Genomic DNA, 20,540 nt, shown 5'->3' with positions numbered 1-20,540 from the left:
AAATATTTGTTTAATGATATTTTGTAATAAATTTACCTTTATAAGTGCTTTCTCCATCAGAGAGTATACTTATTGCTTCATATTGAATCAAAACAAAAGACATCGAAAAAATTCGATGCCCGTATGTATGCCATTACAAATTAATTTTCATCCAGAACTTCCAGAATAATACGGCAGCCTTCTTCAATTTCTTTTTTTGAAATCGTGAGAGGCGGCGATATGCGTAAGTATTCATTTCTGTATAACTGCCAAAAGACAATCAGCCCTTTTTCCATACATTTTTTGGCGACCTGTAAGGTATATTCCGGAGCGCCCAGATTTACTGCGAGCATCAGGCCTTTTCCATTGATATTTTTAATTTTCGGGTGATCCAGAAGACTTCTGAATAATTTCTCTTTTTCTTCAACTTCATCCATTAAGCCGCTTTCAAGAACTTCCTTAAGCGTGGCATAACTGGAGGCGGCAATCAGTGGGTTTCCGCCAAACGTTGTAATGTGTCCCAACTTTGGAGAATGCGCCAGGGTTCCCATGATTTCCGCAGAACTCATAAATGCGCCGACAGGAACACCGCCTCCCATTCCTTTTCCCATGACCAGAATATCAGGAACAATTCCGAAATGTTCAAAAGAAAATAATTTCCCGGTTCTTCCGAATCCCGGCTGTATTTCATCAAGGATTAATAATGCCCCGACTTCTTCACATCTTTTTTTCAGGTTGATTAAATAATGCGGATCAGGAACCAGGAAGCCTGCTGCCCCCTGAATGGTTTCCAGGATGACACAAGCTGTTTTTTTGGTAATTTTATCAAAATCTTTCTCATTGTTGAACTCAATGAAGGTTATCATCGGCAGAAGCGGCCGGAATTCTCTTTTATGGGTTTCATTTCCCGAGACGCTCAATGCTCCATGCGTATTGCCATGATAAGAATTTTTAAAGGAAACAATTTCTTCTCTCCCGGTATATCTTTTGGCCAGCTTCAGGCTTCCGTCGATGGCTTCAGCGCCGCTGTTTACCAGATACGTGATTTCCAAAGGATCGGGAGTAGATTCCGCCAGCAGTTTACATAAAGCCACCGGTTTTTCCTGCGCATATTCTCCGTAAACCATAACATGAAGGTATTTTTCTGCCTGCTCTTTAATGGCACTAACTACTTTCGGATGAGAATGTCCCAGGGTGTTCGCAGAGACCCCCGCTACAAAATCCAGATATTTCTTTCCGTCGGTGCCATAAATATAGCTTCCTTCCGCTTTTTCCACTTCAAAACCTGCCGCAAACCGCGTGGTTTGTGCCTGGTAGGTAAAAAAATCTTTTTGCATTTCTATCAATTGAAAAATTTCAGCAAAGCTAAAAAACATTCGTCACACTTCGAAATATAACCGATAGAATAAAAAAATCGCTTACAGAGATTTAACTGTAAGCGACACCACCAAATCACAAAATATTAATATGCTTAATTATTTTCTAACTCAAAGATATGTAAAAAACGAATCAAAATACACAATTAACAAAGAATTTTACGTTCTGATGGATATAATTTAAGTAATAAATTGATTCACAATATCAAAAACTTCAAACAGCTCAATAACATGAAAACTTCACATTTATGAGATGTTTTTTATACTGAATTCGTCTTTAATTCCCTGTAAACTCTTCCATAAAAAAACTCACTATCTTTCGACAGTGAGTTTGTATTATTTCAATAAAGATTATCGTCTGACGCGTTTTGGTTTTTTGGCTTCCTCTTTAGCTTTTTCGTCATCTATCACCTTCTGTGCAGAATCATAAAGTTTCGTATCAGATTCATATTTAATTTCCGGATAATTCGGCGTGTCGACCAGAATATCCTGCCATTTCAGGATTCTGTCTTTCGTATTCCAGTTGAAGTCGGGGAACTTCCGTTTGGAAGGTTCAATCATACTCATCGGATAAGTGTCTGAAGACGCACCGATATTACATTCCACCACATATAAAGCTCTTTCTTCAAAGATGGCATCAATGATTCCACAAGTACTTACGGAAATCCCGATCCGCTCCTTTTGCTTGGTCTGGGTATTTTCGTCATCAGAATACGTAATGGCCTGTGCATTTCCGATTACTTTTGCTTCGCGTATATTGTTATCTTCTCCGTAATAGACACTCATCAGTTTTCCTTTAACCTGATTGAATTCGTCTTTCATATTCAACGAATCGACTTTACTGATGGCAAAGGCATTCCCAATGACTTTCAGGGAATCTATATTTTCTTTCTGGGTATTAAAATAGGCTTCTATCTTGTTTCCGGTCACCTGCTTCCCATTGCTCCAAAGAATAGGCTCTCTGTACATATGCAATACGCCGTCGGTTTCATTAAAAGCAATAGAATCGGCTCTACCCTGCGCATTCGACTTATAAAACCTTCCTTTTCTGAATGCCCTCAGAAAACTTTTTTTAACTGTGGCATCCGAAGAATCAGGTTTTTGGAAGGATATGATCTTTTCGGCGGCAAAATACATGGAATCTTTCTCCAGCGCTTTTACGGCATACGGATTTTTGGTCATCATCGCAGAATCCTTCTTTTGGAAAATTTCACCATATCCGCCTTTTATCCATCGTCTTTCATTGGGATCATCCAATGTTACATTACCGGTCGCCTTTCCAAAACCCGTGAGCTGATTGTAGTACATCTCGTCACCGGTAAGAATCTTATCGTTGTAATACACCCTTGAATTCTTGTATAGGAATGCTTCTTTGGTATTGGTATTGTAATTTCCTTTATCTGTGACGATACGGTTTTTAGGATCTTTTTTATTAACGATGGTTGTCGGGCCGTTGATGTTAACCACATTGGTATTCTGGTTCTGGACGACATTATCACCTTCCAGAACATACTGCGCATCTTCGATTTTCACTCTTCCCGAAAGATCGATCGTCCGTGTACTGAGAAAGTAGGTTCCCGATTTTGAATACGTCGTACTCTTACCGTCATTAATCGTCCCTCCTGTATTATAATATGCCTGGTTAGAAATCCTGTCATAATACATGGTTTCGGTTTTAATCACCGTCCCTTTCGGGTCTGTGAGCACGACATTTTTCCGGGCAATCCCTCTCTGGGTATTCCCGTCGTATTCCATTTCATCTGCGGTGATCACCGACCCGTCGGCATTCTGTAGTTTTACATTACCGATTGCCTTCACAAAGTTTTGCTCCTCATAAACGATTACCAGATCCGCATTCAGCAACGAGCCCTGATGCTCAAACTGAACATTACCCGTAAAGTAGTTGTTTCCGTCATATTTGCCAGCATCTTTCCGCAATTCATCAGAATGGATATGCTTCACCTTTTCCGGTGGCGGGGCATTTTTCTGCGGGGCCGTTTTCGGTGTAAAATAAGGATCTTTCTGCAAAGGCTTAGGATTATCCTGTGCAAAAAGGACCGAAGAAATACATATGAGAAGGCCGTACATCAGCCTCACAGAAAGGTTAGTCATTCTTTGTACCATAAAAATACAGCGAATGAGAATCGATCTTTACCCCAAATGCTTCCTCAATAGCTTCTTTAATTCCCTGGATTCTCGGATCACAGAATTCTATGATTTCCTCAATTTCCTTATCGGAATCTTTTTTATAGATCACGAGATGATCGTGCTGTTTATCAAAATAAGACTTTTCGTAAGATGAAGAGGTAAGTGTTTTCTCACCAAACTGGTGCTTACGGATCAGCCCTGCATCCAGGAAAATCTCAATGGTATTGTAAATGGTTGCTTTGGAAACATGGTATTTTTTCTGCAGCATCAGGAGATACAGATCATCAACATTAAAGTGATGATCCATACTGTAAATCTCTTCTAATATTGTATATCGTTCAGGAGTATTCCGAAAACCTTTTTCAAGCAAATAGTTCCTTAAAACGTCTTTAATAAGTGCAATATTTTTTTCCTTTTGTATCGTATCCATCAAAAAATTTATGTACAAATTTATTGATTTTTATTTAAATACCTATTGTACCCAAATGTTAAAGAATTTAACTATTATGGCGTATAAAACCACACTGCTCGATTCTCGATTTGCTTACACAGTCTTCTGTCATCGGCGCAGATTCGACCTCTACGTTGTGCGAAGTGATTCCCCATGCTTTGAAATCATCACTTCCGATATACTTAACGAAATTATAAATATTAAGAATAATTTTCTCTTTTACGGTAAGTAATATATCGTTGATATAGGTATTATCTATGATGACATATTTCAGATCCGGCGGAATATTGTGTGCCCTCAGCGAAGGATGGCTGCTTCTTGAAGGGATTGTGCCATCGGCCATCATATCCCTTAAAACCATATCAAAATAATCATTGATCCTCCGGTCGATTTTAAAACCTAACATGAAGTTGATCTTATAAATTGTTCCGGGCAGCACCTCATCTACGGCATATTTGAAGGTATATGGGTCTTCCTGGTTGGTAATATTAAGAATGAAATAGTGATCGGCTCTTTTCGGCTGCTTTTTAATGATAGAATAGATAATTTTTGATTCTATTTCATCATTTCTTTTTGCCCTGCTGAGATAAGCCAAATTGGTTGCATACTTGGGAATCGTCTCATCAAGTTTCATATCCTTGATGATTGGAATATAGTTTTCGAGCTTGATAAATTTGATAAATTTGGTTTTGATAAGCCTGCCATTGTACCAGGCGTACATACATACTCCTATGGAACCTGCCAGCACGACCGTGATCCAGCCTCCTTCCATAAATTTGATGACATTGGCACTGAAAAAGCCCATCTCAATAGCCATATACACTAAGGCAAAGACGAGGATTAAAAGCTTATTGACTCTGTGTTTCAACAACCAGTACACCAAAAGAACAGTGGTCATCAGCATGGTGACGGTAATCGACAGCCCATACGCCGCTTCCATTTTCCCGGATTCTTTAAAATGCAGGACAACAATAATGCAGAACAACAATAATCCCCAGTTGATCCTCGGAATGTACATCTGCCCTTTAACCCCTGAAGGATAGTCGATTTTTTGGTTGGGCCATAAATTGAGCGACATGGCCTCTGAGAAAATCGTAAATGAACCTGTAATAAGGGCCTGGCTGGCAATAATCGCAGCCGCTGTTGCCAGAATTACGCCCGGAATGACCATCCACTCTTCCATGATTCCGAAGAAAGGGTTAACCACAGAGAAGCCCGGTTTATTATAGTTGGTTAAAAGCCATGCCCCCTGTCCCAGATAGTTTAGAATAAGCATTACTTTTACAAATCCCCAGCTTACCCTGATATTTTTCGCACCGCAATGTCCCAGGTCTGAATAAAGAGCTTCAGCCCCTGTAGTACAAAGAAAAACCGCGCCAAGAATAATGATCGCACTCGGAGAATTTACAATAAGCTTATAGGCATAATATGGATTAAAAGACCTGAGGATCTCTATATTTTCGCTTAAATGAGACAGTCCCAAACCGCCTAATACCAGAAACCAGATCACCATTACCGGTCCGAAAAACTTACCGATAAAACTTGTCCCGAACTGCTGTACAACGAAAATAACAATTAAAATGGCAATGGTAATCGGAACTACCGGTGTATGCGGATTATAAATTTCAAGACCTTCAATAGCCGACATTACGGTAAGCGAAGGCGTGATAACCCCATCGGCAATAAGTGCCGCCGCTCCGACAATAGCAATAAGATAAAGCCATCCTTTCTTGAGGTTTTTCACCAGTGAAAAAAGGGCGAGAATCCCACCTTCTCCCTTATTATCCGCTCTAAGGGCTATAATAACATATTTTATGGTGGTCTGAAGAGTCAGCGTCCAGATGATACAGGAAAGCGCCCCTTCGATATATTCGTTAAAAGGCATTGTGCTTCCAACGTCTCTAGCATTTACTATTGCTTTCATTACGTAAAGCGGTGAAGTACCGATATCTCCAAAAACAATACCCAGAGAAACCAGAACCCCAATGAAAGAAAGCTTCTTAATGTCAAAGTGTTGACCGCCTTCTGTAACTTCTGCCATATCAGCTAAATTTTATTTTAAACGCGCAAATTTAAATCAAATTTACAACCCTGAGAATTTTTCTTCATGAATATAATAAATGAAAAAACTTCCTTTCGGAAGTTTTTCTCTATAATTATGTTAATTATTTCACGTACATCGCTTTTTTGATTTCCTCTTTCACTTTTTCAAGTTTCGGGAACCATTCTGCAAATAAAGCAGCGGAGTAAGGAGCAGGTGCATCAGGGGTTGTAATTCTCTTAATAGGAGCATCCAGATAATCGAATGCTTTCTGCTGAACCATATAGGTAATTTCCGAAGCTACAGAACCAAAAGGCCAGGCTTCTTCAAGAACAACCAGCCTGTTTGTCTTTTTAACAGATGCCAAAACCGTATTATAATCCAAAGGACGAACAGTTCTAAGGTCGATCACTTCTACAGAAATTCCTTCCTTCGCAAGATCTTCAGCGGCCTGCATCGCCAGTTTCATGATTTTACCGAAAGAAACCAGCGTTACATCGCTTCCTTCTCTTTTGATATCTGCTTTCCCGATTGGTAAATAGTATTCTTCCTCAGGAATCTCCATTTTATCACCATACATCTGCTCAGATTCCATGAAAATTACAGGATCATTATCCTGAATTGCTGTTTTCAGCAATCCTTTTGCATCATAAGGATTGGAAGGCACTACCACTTTCAACCCCGGGCAGTTGGCATACCAGCTTTCAAAAGCCTGCGAGTGTGTTGCTCCCAATTGTCCTGCAGAAGCCGTAGGACCACGGAAAACGATAGGGCAGTTCCACTGACCACCGCTCATCTGACGGATTTTTGCAGCATTATTGATAATCTGGTCAATCCCCACCAATGAGAAATTGAACGTCATGAACTCTACGATTGGTCTGTTCCCATTCATTGCAGCTCCCACAGAGATTCCTGCGAAACCAAGCTCAGCAATAGGTGTATCGATTATTCTTTTAGGACCGAATTCATCCAGCATTCCTTTTGAAGCTTTATATGCACCGTTGTATTCTGCGACTTCCTCCCCCATCAAATAAATGGATTCGTCTTTACGCATTTCCTCACTCATTGCCTGTGCAATTACCTCACGAAAAGTATATTCTGCCATATCTTTTTGAAAAATTTAGAGTACAAAAATAGTGTTTTTTATTATTTATATCACAAAAAAAGACAACTCATTGCTGAATTGTCTCATATTTTTATACTGGTGTTCTGTTTCTTAATCTACCTTATGCCACGTTTGTGTTTTTACGGCAATCCCCAGAACAATAGCTTTCACTTTCAAAGTATTTCCTTCTCTTACGATTTCGGTTTTATAGCTTTTGCCGTCTTTAGGATTGGTAATCGTTCCTCCGCTAAACTCGTCTCCGTCTTTCGATAAACCTCTGATGATCTCCAAACCGATCAGGGGTTTGTTTTTTCGGTCATCTTTGCATTTAACACAATTGTTGTTTTCCGGTTTGATCAGGAGCTGAGCAATTTTCCCGTAATACTTACCATCGTTTTTCTTAAAAATTTCCACGATCGATTTCGGTTTTCCGGTTTCATCATCTATTGTTTTCCATTTTCCTTCGATCTGGGCAAATGACAGGACTCCGAAAAAGGAAAGAATAAATGTTAATAATAATTTTCTCATTTTCTTATAGTTTTAATTGTAATAAAATAATTCTGTTACGTATCTATCTTTAAAAATAGAAATTAATTTCCAAATAACAAAAAATATTATTATCCGGAACATACATTAAGATAGATGCGCTTTAACTCAAATAGTTAAAACGGGCATTGCTGAAAATTCATGTTCAGATCAATACAATTTCCTGTTGATCACCCTGTTCATGTAATCCTGATACCATGCCTTGGCAATCAGTATACCCTTTTTTGTTTCAGGATTATTCTTTAGTTGATCCATAAGATTCTTTTCCAGTCCCAGATCAGTTATATCAAAAATTCCCACGACTTCTTTGCCATCGAACCGATAAATGTAATTTCCGATCATAAACTGCTCTACGGAACCGTCTGAATTGGCAATAACCGGAGGATACTGATTTTCGCTTACCAGGCTTCGGCCCCAGCTTCGGATTTTTTTATTATAACCGATCAGGTCGGCCAGTGTAGGATAAATATCAATTTGCTGAGCCAGTTCATTATTTACGCCTTTTAAATGATATTCAGGATTTGGTGAATAAAATATCAGAGGAACAGCAAAACGGTTCATAATTTTTTCATATTCGGGATAATACACTTCATTGGTATGATCTCCTGTGAAAACAAAGATCGTGTTTTTGTACCATGGCTGTTTTTTTGCCGTTTCAAAATATTTTTTAATCGCATAATCGGTATACTGAATCGGCTCATGCATCGGGTTCTTTCCTTTTTTAAATTTACCGTTATACTTTTCAGGAATTTTAAACGGATGATGTGAAGATGCTGTAAATACGGTGGCCAGAAAAGGTTGCTTTTTACCTACATTTTTCGCAAAATATTGCAGGAAAGGTTCATCCCAGATGGCCCACATTCCGTCAAAATCGCTGTCATTATTATATTCGGTCTTACCAAAATAATGCTTAAAGCCTAAAATATTCCCAAAGCCCAAAAAGCCCATGGAACCATTCGGGGCACCGTGATAGAATGACGTATCGTAGCCCATTTCGTTACAGACAGAAACAATGGACTGAATTTTCTGATTGGAATACGGTGAGCTCGTAAAAGCGTCCGTTAAACTCGGAATTCCTGCCAGAACGGAACTCATCCCGTGGATGGACTGCCGTCCGTTGGCAAAAGTATTGGGAAAAATAAGGCTCTGCCCCGCGAGGCTGTCCATAAAAGGAGTATAGGAAACATAATCCTTGATGTTTTTATCCTTATTAAATGCTCCGGAATACTCCCTGCTGAAAGATTCCACAATAAAAATCACGATATTCGGTTTTTCCGTTACCATTCTTTCGTACAGTTTATACGGGTGGATGTTGTCATCAATAAATTTTTCATCGACAAAATGTACTTCCTTAAAATTATTGGTATTTAAAGTCCGGAAAAAGGAAAACGTACTGTTCAGCACTATATTTCCCTGCGCAGGCAGTTTTACAAAACGGTTTGCATCAACAAGGTTAATGGGTCTTGTGCTGTGTTTAAAGTCGCCGCGTATTCCGCCAACGGTAAGAACGGCCGTCAAGCAGAGTACAACGACAGACCAGATAAAATACGGAACCAGTTTTGCCGGCTTACGTTCTGTTATTCTTACCTTTCTGTAAAGGAAAATCCACAATCCCATTAATATCACGAACCAGATGATCACAAAAGGGTTTTGAGTGACCGAAGAGGTAAAAACCTTCAAAATATTATTCTCGTGCTGTGCCACCTGAAGTGCTGCGGAAGTAAGCCTCATTTGGGAGAATCTGAAGTATACCATATCACCGAAATTCATGGCATAGGCAATTCCGTTGGTGATGAAGTACAGCCAGAACAGAAACTTCTGATATGCTGCCTTGGTATTGATGATAACAGGAATGATACTCAACAGGATAAAAAGTGCATTCACATATAAAATTGCCGTGGTATCAAACGCAATTCCATGGAAAGAAAGGCTAAAATAATCTGACACAGAATCTATTTTTATCAATCCGCGATTGAAATACCAGAATAAAAACCGGGCAATCTGATAGAAAAAATAGGCTAAAAAAATCCGGTATAACAATACCAGAACCTCTTGTTTTCTAAATTCTTTAAAAAATTTCATGCGCAAATTTACCAAAATAAATAATGTAACCGTATATCAATGCAACAATGTAACAGTGTATCAATGTAATAGTTTATCAATCCGGCAGTGTACGGATGAGGGGCAGGCCCTGAAATAATTCAATAATTATTGTTAAATTGTTCTGCTGTTAAATTGCTACCTTGTTTAACAGATTTATTGTTTTAATTTTGTGATTATGAATTTTATTAAAAATAACGTAGCCAATATCATCACGCTGGGAAATCTTTTTTCAGGCTGCGTAGGGGCTATTCATCTGATTCTGGGTGATTATCAGACGACTGCGATCTGCCTGCTTCTGTCGTTGATTTTAGATTTTTTTGATGGTTTTGTGGCCCGCGCTTTAAAAGCCAATTCCAATCTTGGGGTTCAACTCGATTCATTGGCGGATATGGTGAGTTTCGGATTGGTTCCGGGACTTACGATGTTTAAAATTCTTGAACCGTTCGGCAGCAATCTGGCAGGAATCGCATTACCTTTTGAACTCAAGTATTTCGGCTTGCTTATTACGCTTTTTTCATGTTTACGTCTTGCGATCTTCAACCTGGATGAAGAACAGAAATATTATTTCAAAGGTCTCAATACGCCGAGCAATACGATATTAATTTTCGGATTGTATTACGCTTTCAGACACGAGGAGGTTTTTGCTTCTTTATTAAATAACAGCTTAGTACTTATCTTTTTAACCGTATTTTTATCATGGCTTCTGATTTCGCCTATAAAGATGATCGCCATGAAATTCAAATCAATGAAATTACAGGATAATTATCCAAAAATAGCTTTATTAATCGGTTCAATTATTATCTTGATTATTTTTAAAACGGTCGGAATTCCTTTAGTCATCATCTACTATATTCTGGTCTCTTTAGTCTTTCAAAAACAATTGAAATAGGATTGATGATAATGCAATTCCATTTTCAAATTAACACATTCTCAAATTTTCAAATTACAACAAATGAACTTAAAATTACATAAACCGCTCTGTATCTTCGATTTGGAAACAACAGGAACCAACATCGGAAAAGACCGTATCGTTGAAATCTGTATTTTAAAAGTGAATCCTGATGCTTCCAGAGAAAGTAAAACATGGAAAGTAAACCCTGAAATGCCGATCCCGAAAGAGAGCAGCGAAATCCACGGAATCTATGATGAAGATGTGAAAGACGCACCTACCTTCAGGGAAATTGCGCCGAAAATCATGGAAATGCTTTCAGGAAGCGATTTGGGTGGATTTAATTCCAACCGTTTTGATGTTCCTCTGCTGGCCGAAGAATTATTGAGGGTAGAGATTGATTTTGATCTGAGCAAGTTCAGGCTGGTAGACGCGCAGACTATTTTTCATAAAAAGGAGCCTAGAAATCTCAGCGCGGCTTATCAGTTTTACTGCGGAAAGACCCTGGAAAATGCGCACTCTGCTGAAGCAGACGTCATGGCAACTTTTGAGGTACTGGATGCCCAGGTCGGAAAATACGACGATATTCCGAATGAAATAGGACCGTTGAGCGAATTTACCTTCCACAATAAACACGCAGATCTTGCCGGATTTATCGGGTACAACGAAAAACTGGAAGAGGTTTTTAATTTCGGAAAATATAAAGGACAGTGTGTAAAAGTCGTTTTCAAAAAAGATCTCGGCTACTTCGGATGGCTTCAGAATGCAGAATTCCCTCTGTATACAAAGAAAGTTTTTACTAAAATTCAATTATCCAGCAGATTTTAACGATGAGCGAACTGGTAAAATTCAAATTTTATGAAACGGCGCTCCAGGCTAACCGTGACAAGCAGATCCTGGCCGAAAAAGGCATCAACAGCTTTATTGCCAACGAACAGCTGATCCAGTCGGACTGGCTTCTGTCGCAGGCTGTCGGCGGTATTCAGCTGCAGGTTTTCGAGGAAGACCTGGAAAAGGCCCATCGGGTGTTGGAGGAGTACAAAGAAAACGACGCGTTTTCTTTGGAAGTAGAACATACCATTGCAGATCCCGAATTTGATTTTGTATGCCCGAAATGCGGCTCCAATCACATCTACAGGGACGACAGTGCGACAAGTTTCTTTGGGATTTCAATTTTGACGAGCCATAAATTTGTCTGCTATTACTGCGGAAATGAGTTTATGCATTAATGTATCAACAAGCTTAGTAAGACATCCTGATATTCATCTGATCTAAAGTCTTTCTATTTTTAATGATAAAATTGACCATTCAGTGTTCATAGCCCCGATTGCAACGACATCCTTTTTGGTTGCAGACCAAAAAGATACAGTGGAAAGCGGGAAAAAGCTCCTGAAAAAAAATCAAAAGTAAACTGATTGATAAAGAACTTAATATCGACACAACATTTAGTATTAAATAATTATGAAAATAATCTGTATAGGTAGAAATTACAGCGAACATGCCAAAGAACTGGGAAATGAAATCCCTGAAAAACCGGTTATTTTCATGAAACCGGACACCGCTGTTCTGAAAGGCAATGACTTTTACATCCCGGAATTTTCGGATGATGTTCATTACGAGCTGGAAGTGGTGGTGAAAATTTCCAAAGGCGGAAAATATATTCAGAAAGAAATCGCCCATAAACATTATGAAGAAATCGGTTTAGGAATTGATTTTACAGCGCGAGACCTGCAAAGCGAACTGAAGTCGAAAGGCCTGCCATGGGAGCTTGCCAAAGGGTTTGACGGCTCTGCAGTAGTTGGAAATTTCTTTAAAAAAGAGGATTTTAACCTTGAAACTTTGAGTTTCTCATTACTAAAGAATAAAGAAAAAGTTCAGGACGGAAATACGAAAGATATGATCTTCAGTATTGATGATATTATCGCCTTTGTTTCCCAATATTTTACGTTGAGGGTCGGTGATCTGATTTTCACGGGAACTCCGAAAGGCGTCGGAAAGATTGATGAAAACGATATTCTTGAAGCCTACCTGGAAGATAAAAAAGTGATTGATATCAGAATATTATAGATAATTTAACACGGTTTTCCGGCATATTTTTCTTAACTTTAGTAAACAAAATTAAAGGTTATGGTAAATATTGTATTGCCCGTAGATTTTGGGGACAAAACAGAGCAGCTTATAGAAGGTGCGGTAAAATTTGCAAAGCAGGTGAATGGCAGAATTTTTCTGATCCATGTGGCACCGTCGGATATCGGTTTTGCCATTGGGGATATGGGATTTCAATATTTCCCGGAAGTTGAAGAGAACGAGATCAGAGAGGAGCTGGTTCAGCTTAATAAAATACAGCAGAGAATACTGGCCCACGATGTCGATTGTGAACACATCCTGAAACAGGGTCTCGCTAAAGATATTATCCTGGAGCATGCCCAGGACAAAAAAGCGGACTTCATTGTGATGGGGTCTCATGGTAGAAGCGGTATTTATGATGTCTTCGTAGGAAGCCTGACCAAAGGAATTACGAAAGATTCAAATATTCCTGTGCTGGTACTGCCCATTCATGAATAGTGGAAAGTCTTAGCTTAAACAAATAAAAAAGCCGGTCAAATTCTGTTTGACCGGCTTTTTACTATATAACCAATTAATTAACCTTCGTTTTTGTAGATATTCGGATCGTAGTAAGGAAACTTACCTTCCGTTGGAGAATAGTAGTCTTTATCTTTATCGCCACCAAGCGTAACCACCAACACATAGCACCAGTAGGTAAACAATACGCAGCAAACAATAAATAAAATCCAGTTTAACACGTTTCCAAATGTATCAAAAAATCCAAACGACCATTTGAAAACTTTGCTTAAGAATAGAAAGAAAGACGTCATTATTTTCCTTTTTTAAATTAACTTTGTACAAATTTATAAAAAATGTTTAGATTACTTTCAAAAGAAAGCAATATTTTTTCCATCCCGGTCTATATTGGGTTTCTTCTTTTAGTAGTAATAACTTTTAACTTTTTGAATTTCAACACTTATGAAGCGATTATCGCGGTGATTACGTTTTTGGGAATTGCTCTGGGATATTTCTGCTTTCACAGCATCGCGCTGAATTATCAGACTCATCTGCCGTTATTTTTATATACATTTTTTATTATCGGGTTGTATCCCGGAACCCTTGATATCGGAATTGCCGTTGCCTTACTTACCAATTCCTTTCTTCTGCTTCTTCTGACGAGCACCAATGAAGACATCAGAAAAAAATCTTACGTACTGGTAGGATCGATCGTGGCGCTGAATTTTATTTTTCTTCCTACGACCTGGCCCATGGCAGTTTTTGTGATCATTCACGTTATTGCCACCTCCGAAAGAATAGGCCTGAATATTTTCAGATTTTTCCTGGGAATCCTGCTTATTGTGTTCAGCTATTTTTCCGTAATGTTTTTTATGGATTACACGTCATGGAATATGAATTACTTTCCTTTTGGGAAAATGACCTTCGTGACAGATTATACAGGCCTTCTGCCACTGATCCCTATTGTCCTGATGCTGATCTATGCCGTGTATGACCACTTCAGAAATTACAATAAGAAAAGCCCGGTCAGCCGGTACAAATACACTTTCTTACTGGTTTTCTCCGTAGCACAGCTGATTACCATTATCCTGTACATGAATAAGGCCTATGAATATTTACTGCTTCTTGCATTTCCGTCTACCATCATCATCAGCCGGATGCTGAGGTTTTTACCGAAATACTGGATGCAGGAGCTGAGCTTATGGCTGATAATTTTTAGTTTAATCGGCTTTAAAGCCGGAAATTATTTTGATTTATTTTAAAAGATTATGATTCAGATAGACGATAAATTGATCTCCGAAGAAATTTTTTCTGAAGAGTTTGTTTGCAACCTTACCAAATGCAAGGGGGCATGTTGTGTGGAAGGGGACGTAGGTGCTCCTTTGGATAAAGACGAGCTGGTGATTTTAGATAATATTTTTGATAAAATTAAGCCTTACCTTACGCAGGAAGGCATTAAAGCCCTCGAAGAACAGGGAACATGGACCACCGATCCTATGGACGGAATGTATGTGACCCCGATGGTGGAAGACCGTGAATGCGCATACGTAACTTTTGATGAGAAGGGCATCACAAAATGCGGAATCGAAAAGGCGTATGAAGACGGAGCCATAGACTGGCAGAAACCGATCTCATGCCACCTCTACCCGATCCGTGTGACGGAATATTCATCTTTTACAGCTTTAAATTATCACGAATGGAGTGTGTGCAATGATGCCTGTACACTTGGGAAAGAGCTTCAGGTTCCTGTCTATAAATTCCTCAAAACACCATTGATCAGGAAATACGGTGAAGATTTTTATGATGTCCTGAGTGACGTAGCCGAAGAGTGGAAAAAGGAATACGAATCGTAAACCGTTGAGTTTTTGGGCCTGACTGCCTGGGAATTTTAATAATAAACAAAACCGTCCCATATTGATGAGACGGTTTTTTATTTGAAATTTTATATCGTTTAAAATGGAATATTAATTCACCGCACCGGCTTTGATTACTGCCGTTTCGGTTTTGGTTTCGTCTTTTTTGGCATTTTCCCAACCGTCTTCCGGCATTAAAGTAGCTACTATTCTCCCTTTGGTAAGGTATTTTTTGCCTACATCCTGAAGGTCTTTTACTGTTAAAGCTTTTACTTTCTGTTCGTAATTCAGGATCTCGTACTTGTCGCTTCCATCCATTTGGTTTTTGGTCAGCGCATTCATCCAGTACGAATTATCTCTGAGGCTGGTTTTATAATCGTTGTATTCCCCTTCTTTGTATTTGTCGAGGTCTTTCTGTTCAGGACCTTTCTCGATAAGCTTCTGAAGTTCTGTCATCGCACTTTTTGTAAGCTTCTCTACATTTTCAGGGCCACAAGGGAAACTGATGCTGAAGTTGTAATTATTGAAAGGTGCTTTATACATTCCGCCTCTTGCTCCGCCTCCATAGATTCCGCTTTCATCCTCACGAAGCTTTTCAATGACTTTTATAGTCGCTACTTCTCCAAGGGCTTCCAACGCCAGGGCTTCTTTCTCATTGTACGGCGTTTCGCCCCAATAGGAAATGGTAACCATACTTTTAGGGTCTTTACCTTTTTTGTAGGTTTTTGTAAAATCTCCCGTCATCTGTCGGTATCCCGTATCCTTGAAGTTTGTGGATTTCCCTGTAGACGGCAGGCTGGCAATATACTGCAGCACTTCATTTTTAAATTTAGCCTCATCAATGTTTCCTACAAAATAAAAATGGAAGTTTCCGGCATTGGCAAATTTCTCTTTATAAATGTCGTAAGCTTTTTTATAATCCGTATTTGCCCATTCTTTTTCCGTTGGAATGATCCCGATGAACCTTGGGTTTTTCTGGTTCATGAATTTAGCATGCTCGCTTGAAAAGTAAAACTGCGGGTTCGACAACAGATTATCCAACATCGCAGACTGTTTCGTTTTATAGGCATTGAAAGCGTCCTGGTTGTAGTTTAAACCTGTGAAATAAGCATACATCAACTCCATAGCCGTACCCAGGTCTTTTTGTGTAGTACGTCCTGAAACACCTTCAAACATAGAGCTTACCATAGTATTTACGCTTACCTGTTTTCCGGCAAGGTAATTCGTAAGATCAGATTTTGAATAACCGTTCACCCCTGCTTCAGAAAGGGCAGAAAAAGCAAACTGTGTTTTATTGTAATCTGCATCGTTGATCAGAGAGCTTCCTCCCATACTTCTGGCCGTGAAAACAATTTCATCATCTTTAAAATCCGTTTTCTTGAAAGTCACTTTTGCACCGTTGCTGAGCGTCCAGGTTGTGGTACCCAGCTTGGCATCGCTTTCTGTTTTGGCAATTTTACCTTCGGATTTGAAAGGTTTTACTAAATTTTTAATGGTTTCTTTTTCCTGGTAAGGCTTAAGATCAGCCATTTTTACGCTTTCGAAAGTATTTAAAACCATCGCCTCTGTCGGCATCGGAACATTGTCTTTTTTAGGACCCGTGATCACTATGACCCTGCTGTCGTCTTTTACGAATTTTTTGATAATATCATTCGTTTGAGCAAGTGTTACAGATGGTAAAAATTTCTTCGTATCTTCATACTCCCACGCGATCCCCGGAATCGGCTCCTGCTCTAGGAAGTTTCTTACGTATTCATCCATTAGAATATCACTTTCCGTTTTATCACGGTTGTTGTATGATCTTTCTAAATTAGACAAAACCTGCGCTTTTGCCCTGTCGAGTTCCGTCTGTGTAAATCCGAATCTTTTTGCTCTTTCCGTTTCTTCAAGAAGGACTTTCAATGCGTTGATCTGGCCGCCATCTTTTACCATAGCAAACCCCTGGAAAGCCTCTTTGCTCCTTGCATAAGTACCGCCATGATACACCGATCCGTAAGTAAACGGAGGATTATTGGAGTTTACAAGCTCTCTCAGTCTGTTATTCAGCATGGTAGAGGTCAGGTTTTCAACAATGCTCTGATTATACTGTTCAACCGTAACATCCGGCTTATAAGCTTCAGAATCTTTCATGATGAACTGCACCATTGAACTCGTCGCATCAGGATCAGTCTCTACTGCGACTAAAGTTTCCTTATGGTTAGGCAGGTCAAATGTTTTCCGCTCTCTCGGCTTCTGAGGATTTTTATATTTGCTGAAATTATCCTTAATCTTCTTTTCAACCTCATCTACATTAATATCTCCCACAACTACGATTGCCATGAGATCGGGTCTGTACCAGTCTGTATGAAACTGTCTGATGACTTCAGGCTTAAAGTTTTCCAAAACTTCTTTCTTCCCTATCGGAAGCCTGTTGGCATACTGAGAATTGTACAACAACTTAGGAAGATATTTATCCGACATTCTTTTATCGGCCCCAAGACCCAATCGTAATTCCTCAAGAACAACACCTCTTTCTTTATTGATCTGTTCGTCGGAAAGGGTGGCATTGAATGCCCAGTCTTCCATCACTTTTAAACCTGCATCCAGGTTTCCCGGCTTATCCAGCGGTACCGGAAGCATATAAACGGTTTCATCAAAGCTTGTATACGCATTTAGGTGCTGGCCGAATTTTACCCCGATCGACTGCAGGAAATCCACCAGTTTATTGTCCGGGAAATTTTTTGTCCCGTTGAAGTTCATGTGCTCCATAAAGTGCGCAAGACCTCTTTGGTTTTCGTCCTCAAGAATAGATCCGGCATTGATGGCCAATCTGAAATCTACCTTTTTTTCGGGTAACGTATTTTTTTTGATGTAGTACTTCATTCCGTTTGAAAGAGTACCGATTCTTACAGAAGGATCTGTAGGAAGATTCTGTGCGAATGCATTTGCAGAGAATAAAAAAACGACTGCAAATGAAGATAGCATTTTCTTCATATATTCTGATTATTAATTTTTATGGTTCAAAAGTAATCTTTATTCCCAAAACGAAGAAATATTTAAATTATTATATTAAGTTAAATATTCGTAATTATCGTTAAACTTTTACTGGTTGTCATCTTACTGCTTAATGATAATTTATTTCGGAGAACTCATGATGCACTTTGAATATTTTTTATCAAGTTGTATTTTAGTTCAGATAAAAATATATATTTAAAGAAAACGCCGTTCATTATTTTGGTTAAACTTTTAGTTAAAAATATAAAATCAATAAAAAAAGCCGGGGAAAACCCGGCTATAATATGTTAAATAACTAACTTTTATTTAAAATCAGCATCGGAAACTCCTGAATTGACCGTGACTTTTGTCGTTTTGATTACGACTTTCTGGCCTCCTCCTTCAGCTTCTATTTCCTGTGGGAATTTGATTCCGTCTACCGTCATATAGCTTTTTACAGTGGCAGTTCCTTCTGCGGCTTTAGATTTATACAACAATCCCGTAGTAGCATCAAAGTAGAAAGTACCTTTATCCGAAGTCAAAACATTGTAGTCTTTCCCGTCGATTTTTTCAATGGTAACGCTTGAGAAAGTAGCAGGGTCATAAGCTAAAGCATCAATAACTTTGCTTTTTTTCAATTCTGTAATTTTGTCAGCCGGAATATCCATTTTTTGGCCTCCCTGCTCAAAATATCCTTTTTCACCATCGAAAAACTGAACCATTTTCTGGCCCATTACCGATTGTTCAGATTTGAATTTGTTACCCATTTTCTTTGTGGTCATCATCACTTCCATTCCCTGAACGGTAAGGGTATTATCGATAAGTGTTGTTTTGATGTTTTCCAGTTTATCTTTACCTCCCAAAGCTTTAAGATAATTATCAATAACTTCTTTGGGTGTTAATTTCGATTTTACGGCTTCCGTCTTAGCGGGAGCAGCCGTAGTAGTTTGTGCAGCTACCGGGGCAGCGTACAGCACAGCGCATAAAAACGGAACGATGATCTTTTTCATATACTAAATTTAGACCGTAAATATATGAATATTGAGTGATAAAGTTTTGAGTTAATCATAAAAAAAACCACCAAAATGGTGGTTTCAAAATATTTATAGAAAATACATTATTTTTTAAGCTCTTCTAAAAACTCATCGTGAGAGATTACCGTTTCTTTTTTCGTTGCTTTCTCAAGGATAACATCTTTAAGTTTTGTCATCGCAACTTCTGAAGAAATCTGTCTTACCTGCTCCTGATCTTTCAACATCTCAACAGCGTATTTCTGAATTTCTTCGTCACCCAGGTGGTGAATTCCATAGATCGCCAATTGGTTTCTTACCAACTGCTCTGCCTGAGCCAGAACATCAGCATAGTCTAACTGAATTTCGTTTTCACTCATCAGCTTACCTTCAATGATCTGATATTTCAACTGGTTTTTCTCAGACTCAAGGATTTCTTTTGCCTGTTCCGTAGACTGGATGTTCTGGTTGGAGAACATTAACCATTTTACAAGGAATTCTTCCGGTAATTTTACTTCTTCTTTTTCAGAAACCTGCTCCAATACTTTATTCACAAAGTGAACGTCTGCATTCTGCTGGAAATATTCGTCAAGTTCAGATTTCACTTTTTCTTTTAATTCTTCTTCAGACTTGATGTTTCCTTCTCCGTATACTTTATCGAAAAGATCCTGGTTCAGTTCAGCAAGATTCAAAGAATAAAAATCTTTCACTTTTACTTCCACTTCATTGTGGTGTAAGTGCTCAACTTCTTCTTTGGAGAATCCTAATTCCTTAGCCAATTCTTCGCTTCCGGCAAGAGTTTCTTTGGAAACTTTTACAGACCCGTCCATTTTCAGACCTTTCACCAATTTGAAAGCTTCTTTGTTTTCAGCGGTAATGGTCACGTTTTTAGGATGGTGGTGGTGTTCTCCTTCCGCATCTTCTTCCACAACCTGAGAAACTTCTAAGGCAATGTAAGAATCTTTAGTGATTTTATCTTGAGGAACCTGCTCTGCGAAACGCTTCTGCATGTTTTCGATACTCTTGTTGATTTCTTTTTCAGAAGCTTCCACTTTGTAGTGAGGGGCTTCATATTTAGCTAAATCGATGCTGAATTCAGGCTCAAATCCTACTTCAAAAGCCACTTCCAACTGATCAGCATTGTAATCGAATTCGTTTACAGGCTGAGGTACAGGCTGACCAACTAATCTTAATTTGTTTTCGTTGACATAACTGTTTAAAGCATCAGAAACCTGTTTGTTGATTTCTTCGAAAGCAATACCTGCTTCATATTGTCTTCTAACCATACTTAAAGGCACTTTTCCTTTTCTGAAACCAGGAACTTGCGCATTTTTAGCATAATTAATTAACTGCTTTTCAACTCTTTCTTTATAGTCAGATTTTTCCAATGTCACTGTAAGCAATGCACTTACATCATCATGGTTTTGTGCGGTAACCTTCATTATTGATTAAAATTTTAGGTTGCAAAAATAGGAAAATTTTATGAAAATCCTCAATTAAAATG

General features: G+C 38.8%; 18 protein-coding genes. 7 read left to right on the top strand and 11 right to left on the bottom strand.

Annotated features, from left to right (window positions below; translation table 11 throughout):
- Positions 1-140 precede the first annotated feature (140 nt).
- The 7 genes from AC0N32_RS08275 to AC0N32_RS08245 form a co-directional block, all read right to left on the bottom strand.
- Positions 141-1,316, bottom strand: a complete 1,176-nt coding sequence (locus AC0N32_RS08275; protein WP_476393389.1) for an aspartate aminotransferase family protein — start codon at positions 1,314-1,316, stop codon at positions 141-143.
- Between the two features lie 390 nt (positions 1,317-1,706).
- Positions 1,707-3,467, bottom strand: coding sequence for an OstA-like protein (locus AC0N32_RS08270; protein ID WP_476393388.1), 1,761 nt, complete (start codon positions 3,465-3,467; stop codon positions 1,707-1,709).
- Positions 3,460-3,933 (bottom strand): Fur family transcriptional regulator, encoded by a 474-nt coding sequence (locus AC0N32_RS08265; RefSeq protein WP_029294631.1) that lies wholly within the window; start codon positions 3,931-3,933, stop codon positions 3,460-3,462. Before AC0N32_RS08265 ends, AC0N32_RS08270 begins: the two co-directional genes overlap by 8 nt.
- 67 nt (positions 3,934-4,000) lie before the next feature.
- Positions 4,001-5,995, bottom strand: a complete 1,995-nt coding sequence (locus tag AC0N32_RS08260) for a KUP/HAK/KT family potassium transporter (RefSeq protein WP_476393387.1) — start codon at positions 5,993-5,995, stop codon at positions 4,001-4,003.
- Positions 5,996-6,119: 124 nt separating this feature from the next.
- The gene (locus AC0N32_RS08255) at positions 6,120-7,100 is read right to left on the bottom strand and encodes a pyruvate dehydrogenase complex E1 component subunit beta (RefSeq protein WP_476393386.1); all 981 of its coding nucleotides are present in this window, start codon (positions 7,098-7,100) and stop codon (positions 6,120-6,122) included.
- A 111-nt stretch (positions 7,101-7,211) separates the two neighbouring features.
- Positions 7,212-7,628 (bottom strand): DUF2147 domain-containing protein, encoded by a 417-nt coding sequence (locus AC0N32_RS08250; RefSeq protein ID WP_476393385.1) that lies wholly within the window; start codon positions 7,626-7,628, stop codon positions 7,212-7,214.
- 168 nt (positions 7,629-7,796) lie between these two features.
- Positions 7,797-9,728: an LTA synthase family protein gene (locus AC0N32_RS08245; protein ID WP_476393384.1), complete on the bottom strand. Its 1,932-nt coding sequence runs from the start codon at positions 9,726-9,728 to the stop codon at positions 7,797-7,799.
- 196 nt (positions 9,729-9,924) lie between these two features.
- Here AC0N32_RS08245 and AC0N32_RS08240 point away from each other — a divergent pair, with 196 nt between their 5' ends.
- From AC0N32_RS08240 to AC0N32_RS08220, 5 genes are all read left to right on the top strand, one after another.
- On the top strand, positions 9,925-10,638 hold the full coding sequence (locus AC0N32_RS08240; protein WP_476393383.1) for a CDP-alcohol phosphatidyltransferase family protein: 714 nt from the start codon (positions 9,925-9,927) through the stop codon (positions 10,636-10,638).
- Positions 10,639-10,701: 63 nt separating this feature from the next.
- Positions 10,702-11,466 (top strand): exonuclease domain-containing protein, encoded by a 765-nt coding sequence (locus AC0N32_RS08235; RefSeq protein WP_476393382.1) that lies wholly within the window; start codon positions 10,702-10,704, stop codon positions 11,464-11,466.
- Between the two features lie 2 nt (positions 11,467-11,468).
- The gene (locus AC0N32_RS08230; RefSeq protein ID WP_476393381.1) at positions 11,469-11,867 is read left to right on the top strand and encodes a putative signal transducing protein; all 399 of its coding nucleotides are present in this window, start codon (positions 11,469-11,471) and stop codon (positions 11,865-11,867) included.
- Positions 11,868-12,099: 232 nt separating this feature from the next.
- The gene (locus AC0N32_RS08225; protein ID WP_476393380.1) at positions 12,100-12,705 is read left to right on the top strand and encodes a fumarylacetoacetate hydrolase family protein; all 606 of its coding nucleotides are present in this window, start codon (positions 12,100-12,102) and stop codon (positions 12,703-12,705) included.
- Positions 12,706-12,765: 60 nt separating this feature from the next.
- The gene (locus tag AC0N32_RS08220; protein WP_476393379.1) at positions 12,766-13,203 is read left to right on the top strand and encodes a universal stress protein; all 438 of its coding nucleotides are present in this window, start codon (positions 12,766-12,768) and stop codon (positions 13,201-13,203) included.
- Between the two features lie 77 nt (positions 13,204-13,280).
- Here AC0N32_RS08220 and AC0N32_RS08215 read toward each other — a convergent pair whose 3' ends face one another.
- Positions 13,281-13,514: a DUF6341 family protein gene (locus AC0N32_RS08215; protein WP_476393378.1), complete on the bottom strand. Its 234-nt coding sequence runs from the start codon at positions 13,512-13,514 to the stop codon at positions 13,281-13,283.
- 42 nt (positions 13,515-13,556) lie between these two features.
- Between AC0N32_RS08215 and AC0N32_RS08210 the strand changes: the two genes are divergently transcribed.
- Together AC0N32_RS08210 and AC0N32_RS08205 are read left to right on the top strand one after the other, a co-directional pair.
- A complete protein-coding gene (locus AC0N32_RS08210) occupies positions 13,557-14,462 on the top strand; it encodes a DUF6427 family protein (RefSeq protein WP_476393377.1) in 906 nt (301 codons plus the stop codon).
- A 6-nt stretch (positions 14,463-14,468) separates the two neighbouring features.
- Positions 14,469-15,053, top strand: a complete 585-nt coding sequence (locus AC0N32_RS08205) for a DUF3109 family protein (RefSeq protein ID WP_476393376.1) — start codon at positions 14,469-14,471, stop codon at positions 15,051-15,053.
- A 111-nt stretch (positions 15,054-15,164) separates the two neighbouring features.
- Here the strand turns inward: AC0N32_RS08205 and AC0N32_RS08200 are convergent, their stop codons facing one another.
- The 3 genes from AC0N32_RS08200 to AC0N32_RS08190 form a co-directional block, all read right to left on the bottom strand.
- Positions 15,165-18,026 (bottom strand): M16 family metallopeptidase, encoded by a 2,862-nt coding sequence (locus AC0N32_RS08200; RefSeq protein ID WP_476393375.1) that lies wholly within the window; start codon positions 18,024-18,026, stop codon positions 15,165-15,167.
- Between the two features lie 323 nt (positions 18,027-18,349).
- Entirely contained in the window at positions 18,350-19,036 is a 687-nt protein-coding gene (locus AC0N32_RS08195; protein ID WP_476393374.1) for a hypothetical protein, read from the bottom strand.
- Between the two features lie 107 nt (positions 19,037-19,143).
- Entirely contained in the window at positions 19,144-20,478 is a 1,335-nt protein-coding gene (locus AC0N32_RS08190; protein WP_476393373.1) for a trigger factor, read from the bottom strand.
- Positions 20,479-20,540 lie beyond the last annotated feature (62 nt).

The organism is Chryseobacterium endophyticum (assembly GCF_056333165.1).
This window is presented reverse-complemented; position numbering and strand designations above follow the sequence as displayed.

Excerpts from the sequence above, each read along its gene's own strand:
- AC0N32_RS08275 (WP_476393389.1), bottom strand. The coding sequence starts at position 1,316 with ATGCAAAAAGATTTTTTTACCTACCAGGCACAAACCACGCGGTTTGCG.
- AC0N32_RS08270 (WP_476393388.1), bottom strand. The coding sequence starts at position 3,467 with ATGACTAACCTTTCTGTGAGGCTGATGTACGGCCTTCTCATATGTATT.
- AC0N32_RS08265 (WP_029294631.1), bottom strand. The coding sequence starts at position 3,933 with ATGGATACGATACAAAAGGAAAAAAATATTGCACTTATTAAAGACGTT.
- AC0N32_RS08260 (WP_476393387.1), bottom strand. The coding sequence starts at position 5,995 with ATGGCAGAAGTTACAGAAGGCGGTCAACACTTTGACATTAAGAAGCTT.
- AC0N32_RS08255 (WP_476393386.1), bottom strand. The coding sequence starts at position 7,100 with ATGGCAGAATATACTTTTCGTGAGGTAATTGCACAGGCAATGAGTGAG.
- AC0N32_RS08250 (WP_476393385.1), bottom strand. The coding sequence starts at position 7,628 with ATGAGAAAATTATTATTAACATTTATTCTTTCCTTTTTCGGAGTCCTG.
- AC0N32_RS08245 (WP_476393384.1), bottom strand. The coding sequence starts at position 9,728 with ATGAAATTTTTTAAAGAATTTAGAAAACAAGAGGTTCTGGTATTGTTA.
- AC0N32_RS08240 (WP_476393383.1), top strand. The coding sequence starts at position 9,925 with ATGAATTTTATTAAAAATAACGTAGCCAATATCATCACGCTGGGAAAT.
- AC0N32_RS08235 (WP_476393382.1), top strand. The coding sequence starts at position 10,702 with ATGAACTTAAAATTACATAAACCGCTCTGTATCTTCGATTTGGAAACA.
- AC0N32_RS08230 (WP_476393381.1), top strand. The coding sequence starts at position 11,469 with ATGAGCGAACTGGTAAAATTCAAATTTTATGAAACGGCGCTCCAGGCT.
- AC0N32_RS08225 (WP_476393380.1), top strand. The coding sequence starts at position 12,100 with ATGAAAATAATCTGTATAGGTAGAAATTACAGCGAACATGCCAAAGAA.
- AC0N32_RS08220 (WP_476393379.1), top strand. The coding sequence starts at position 12,766 with ATGGTAAATATTGTATTGCCCGTAGATTTTGGGGACAAAACAGAGCAG.
- AC0N32_RS08215 (WP_476393378.1), bottom strand. The coding sequence starts at position 13,514 with ATGACGTCTTTCTTTCTATTCTTAAGCAAAGTTTTCAAATGGTCGTTT.
- AC0N32_RS08210 (WP_476393377.1), top strand. The coding sequence starts at position 13,557 with ATGTTTAGATTACTTTCAAAAGAAAGCAATATTTTTTCCATCCCGGTC.
- AC0N32_RS08205 (WP_476393376.1), top strand. The coding sequence starts at position 14,469 with ATGATTCAGATAGACGATAAATTGATCTCCGAAGAAATTTTTTCTGAA.
- AC0N32_RS08200 (WP_476393375.1), bottom strand. The coding sequence starts at position 18,026 with ATGAAGAAAATGCTATCTTCATTTGCAGTCGTTTTTTTATTCTCTGCA.
- AC0N32_RS08195 (WP_476393374.1), bottom strand. The coding sequence starts at position 19,036 with ATGAAAAAGATCATCGTTCCGTTTTTATGCGCTGTGCTGTACGCTGCC.
- AC0N32_RS08190 (WP_476393373.1), bottom strand. The coding sequence starts at position 20,478 with ATGAAGGTTACCGCACAAAACCATGATGATGTAAGTGCATTGCTTACA.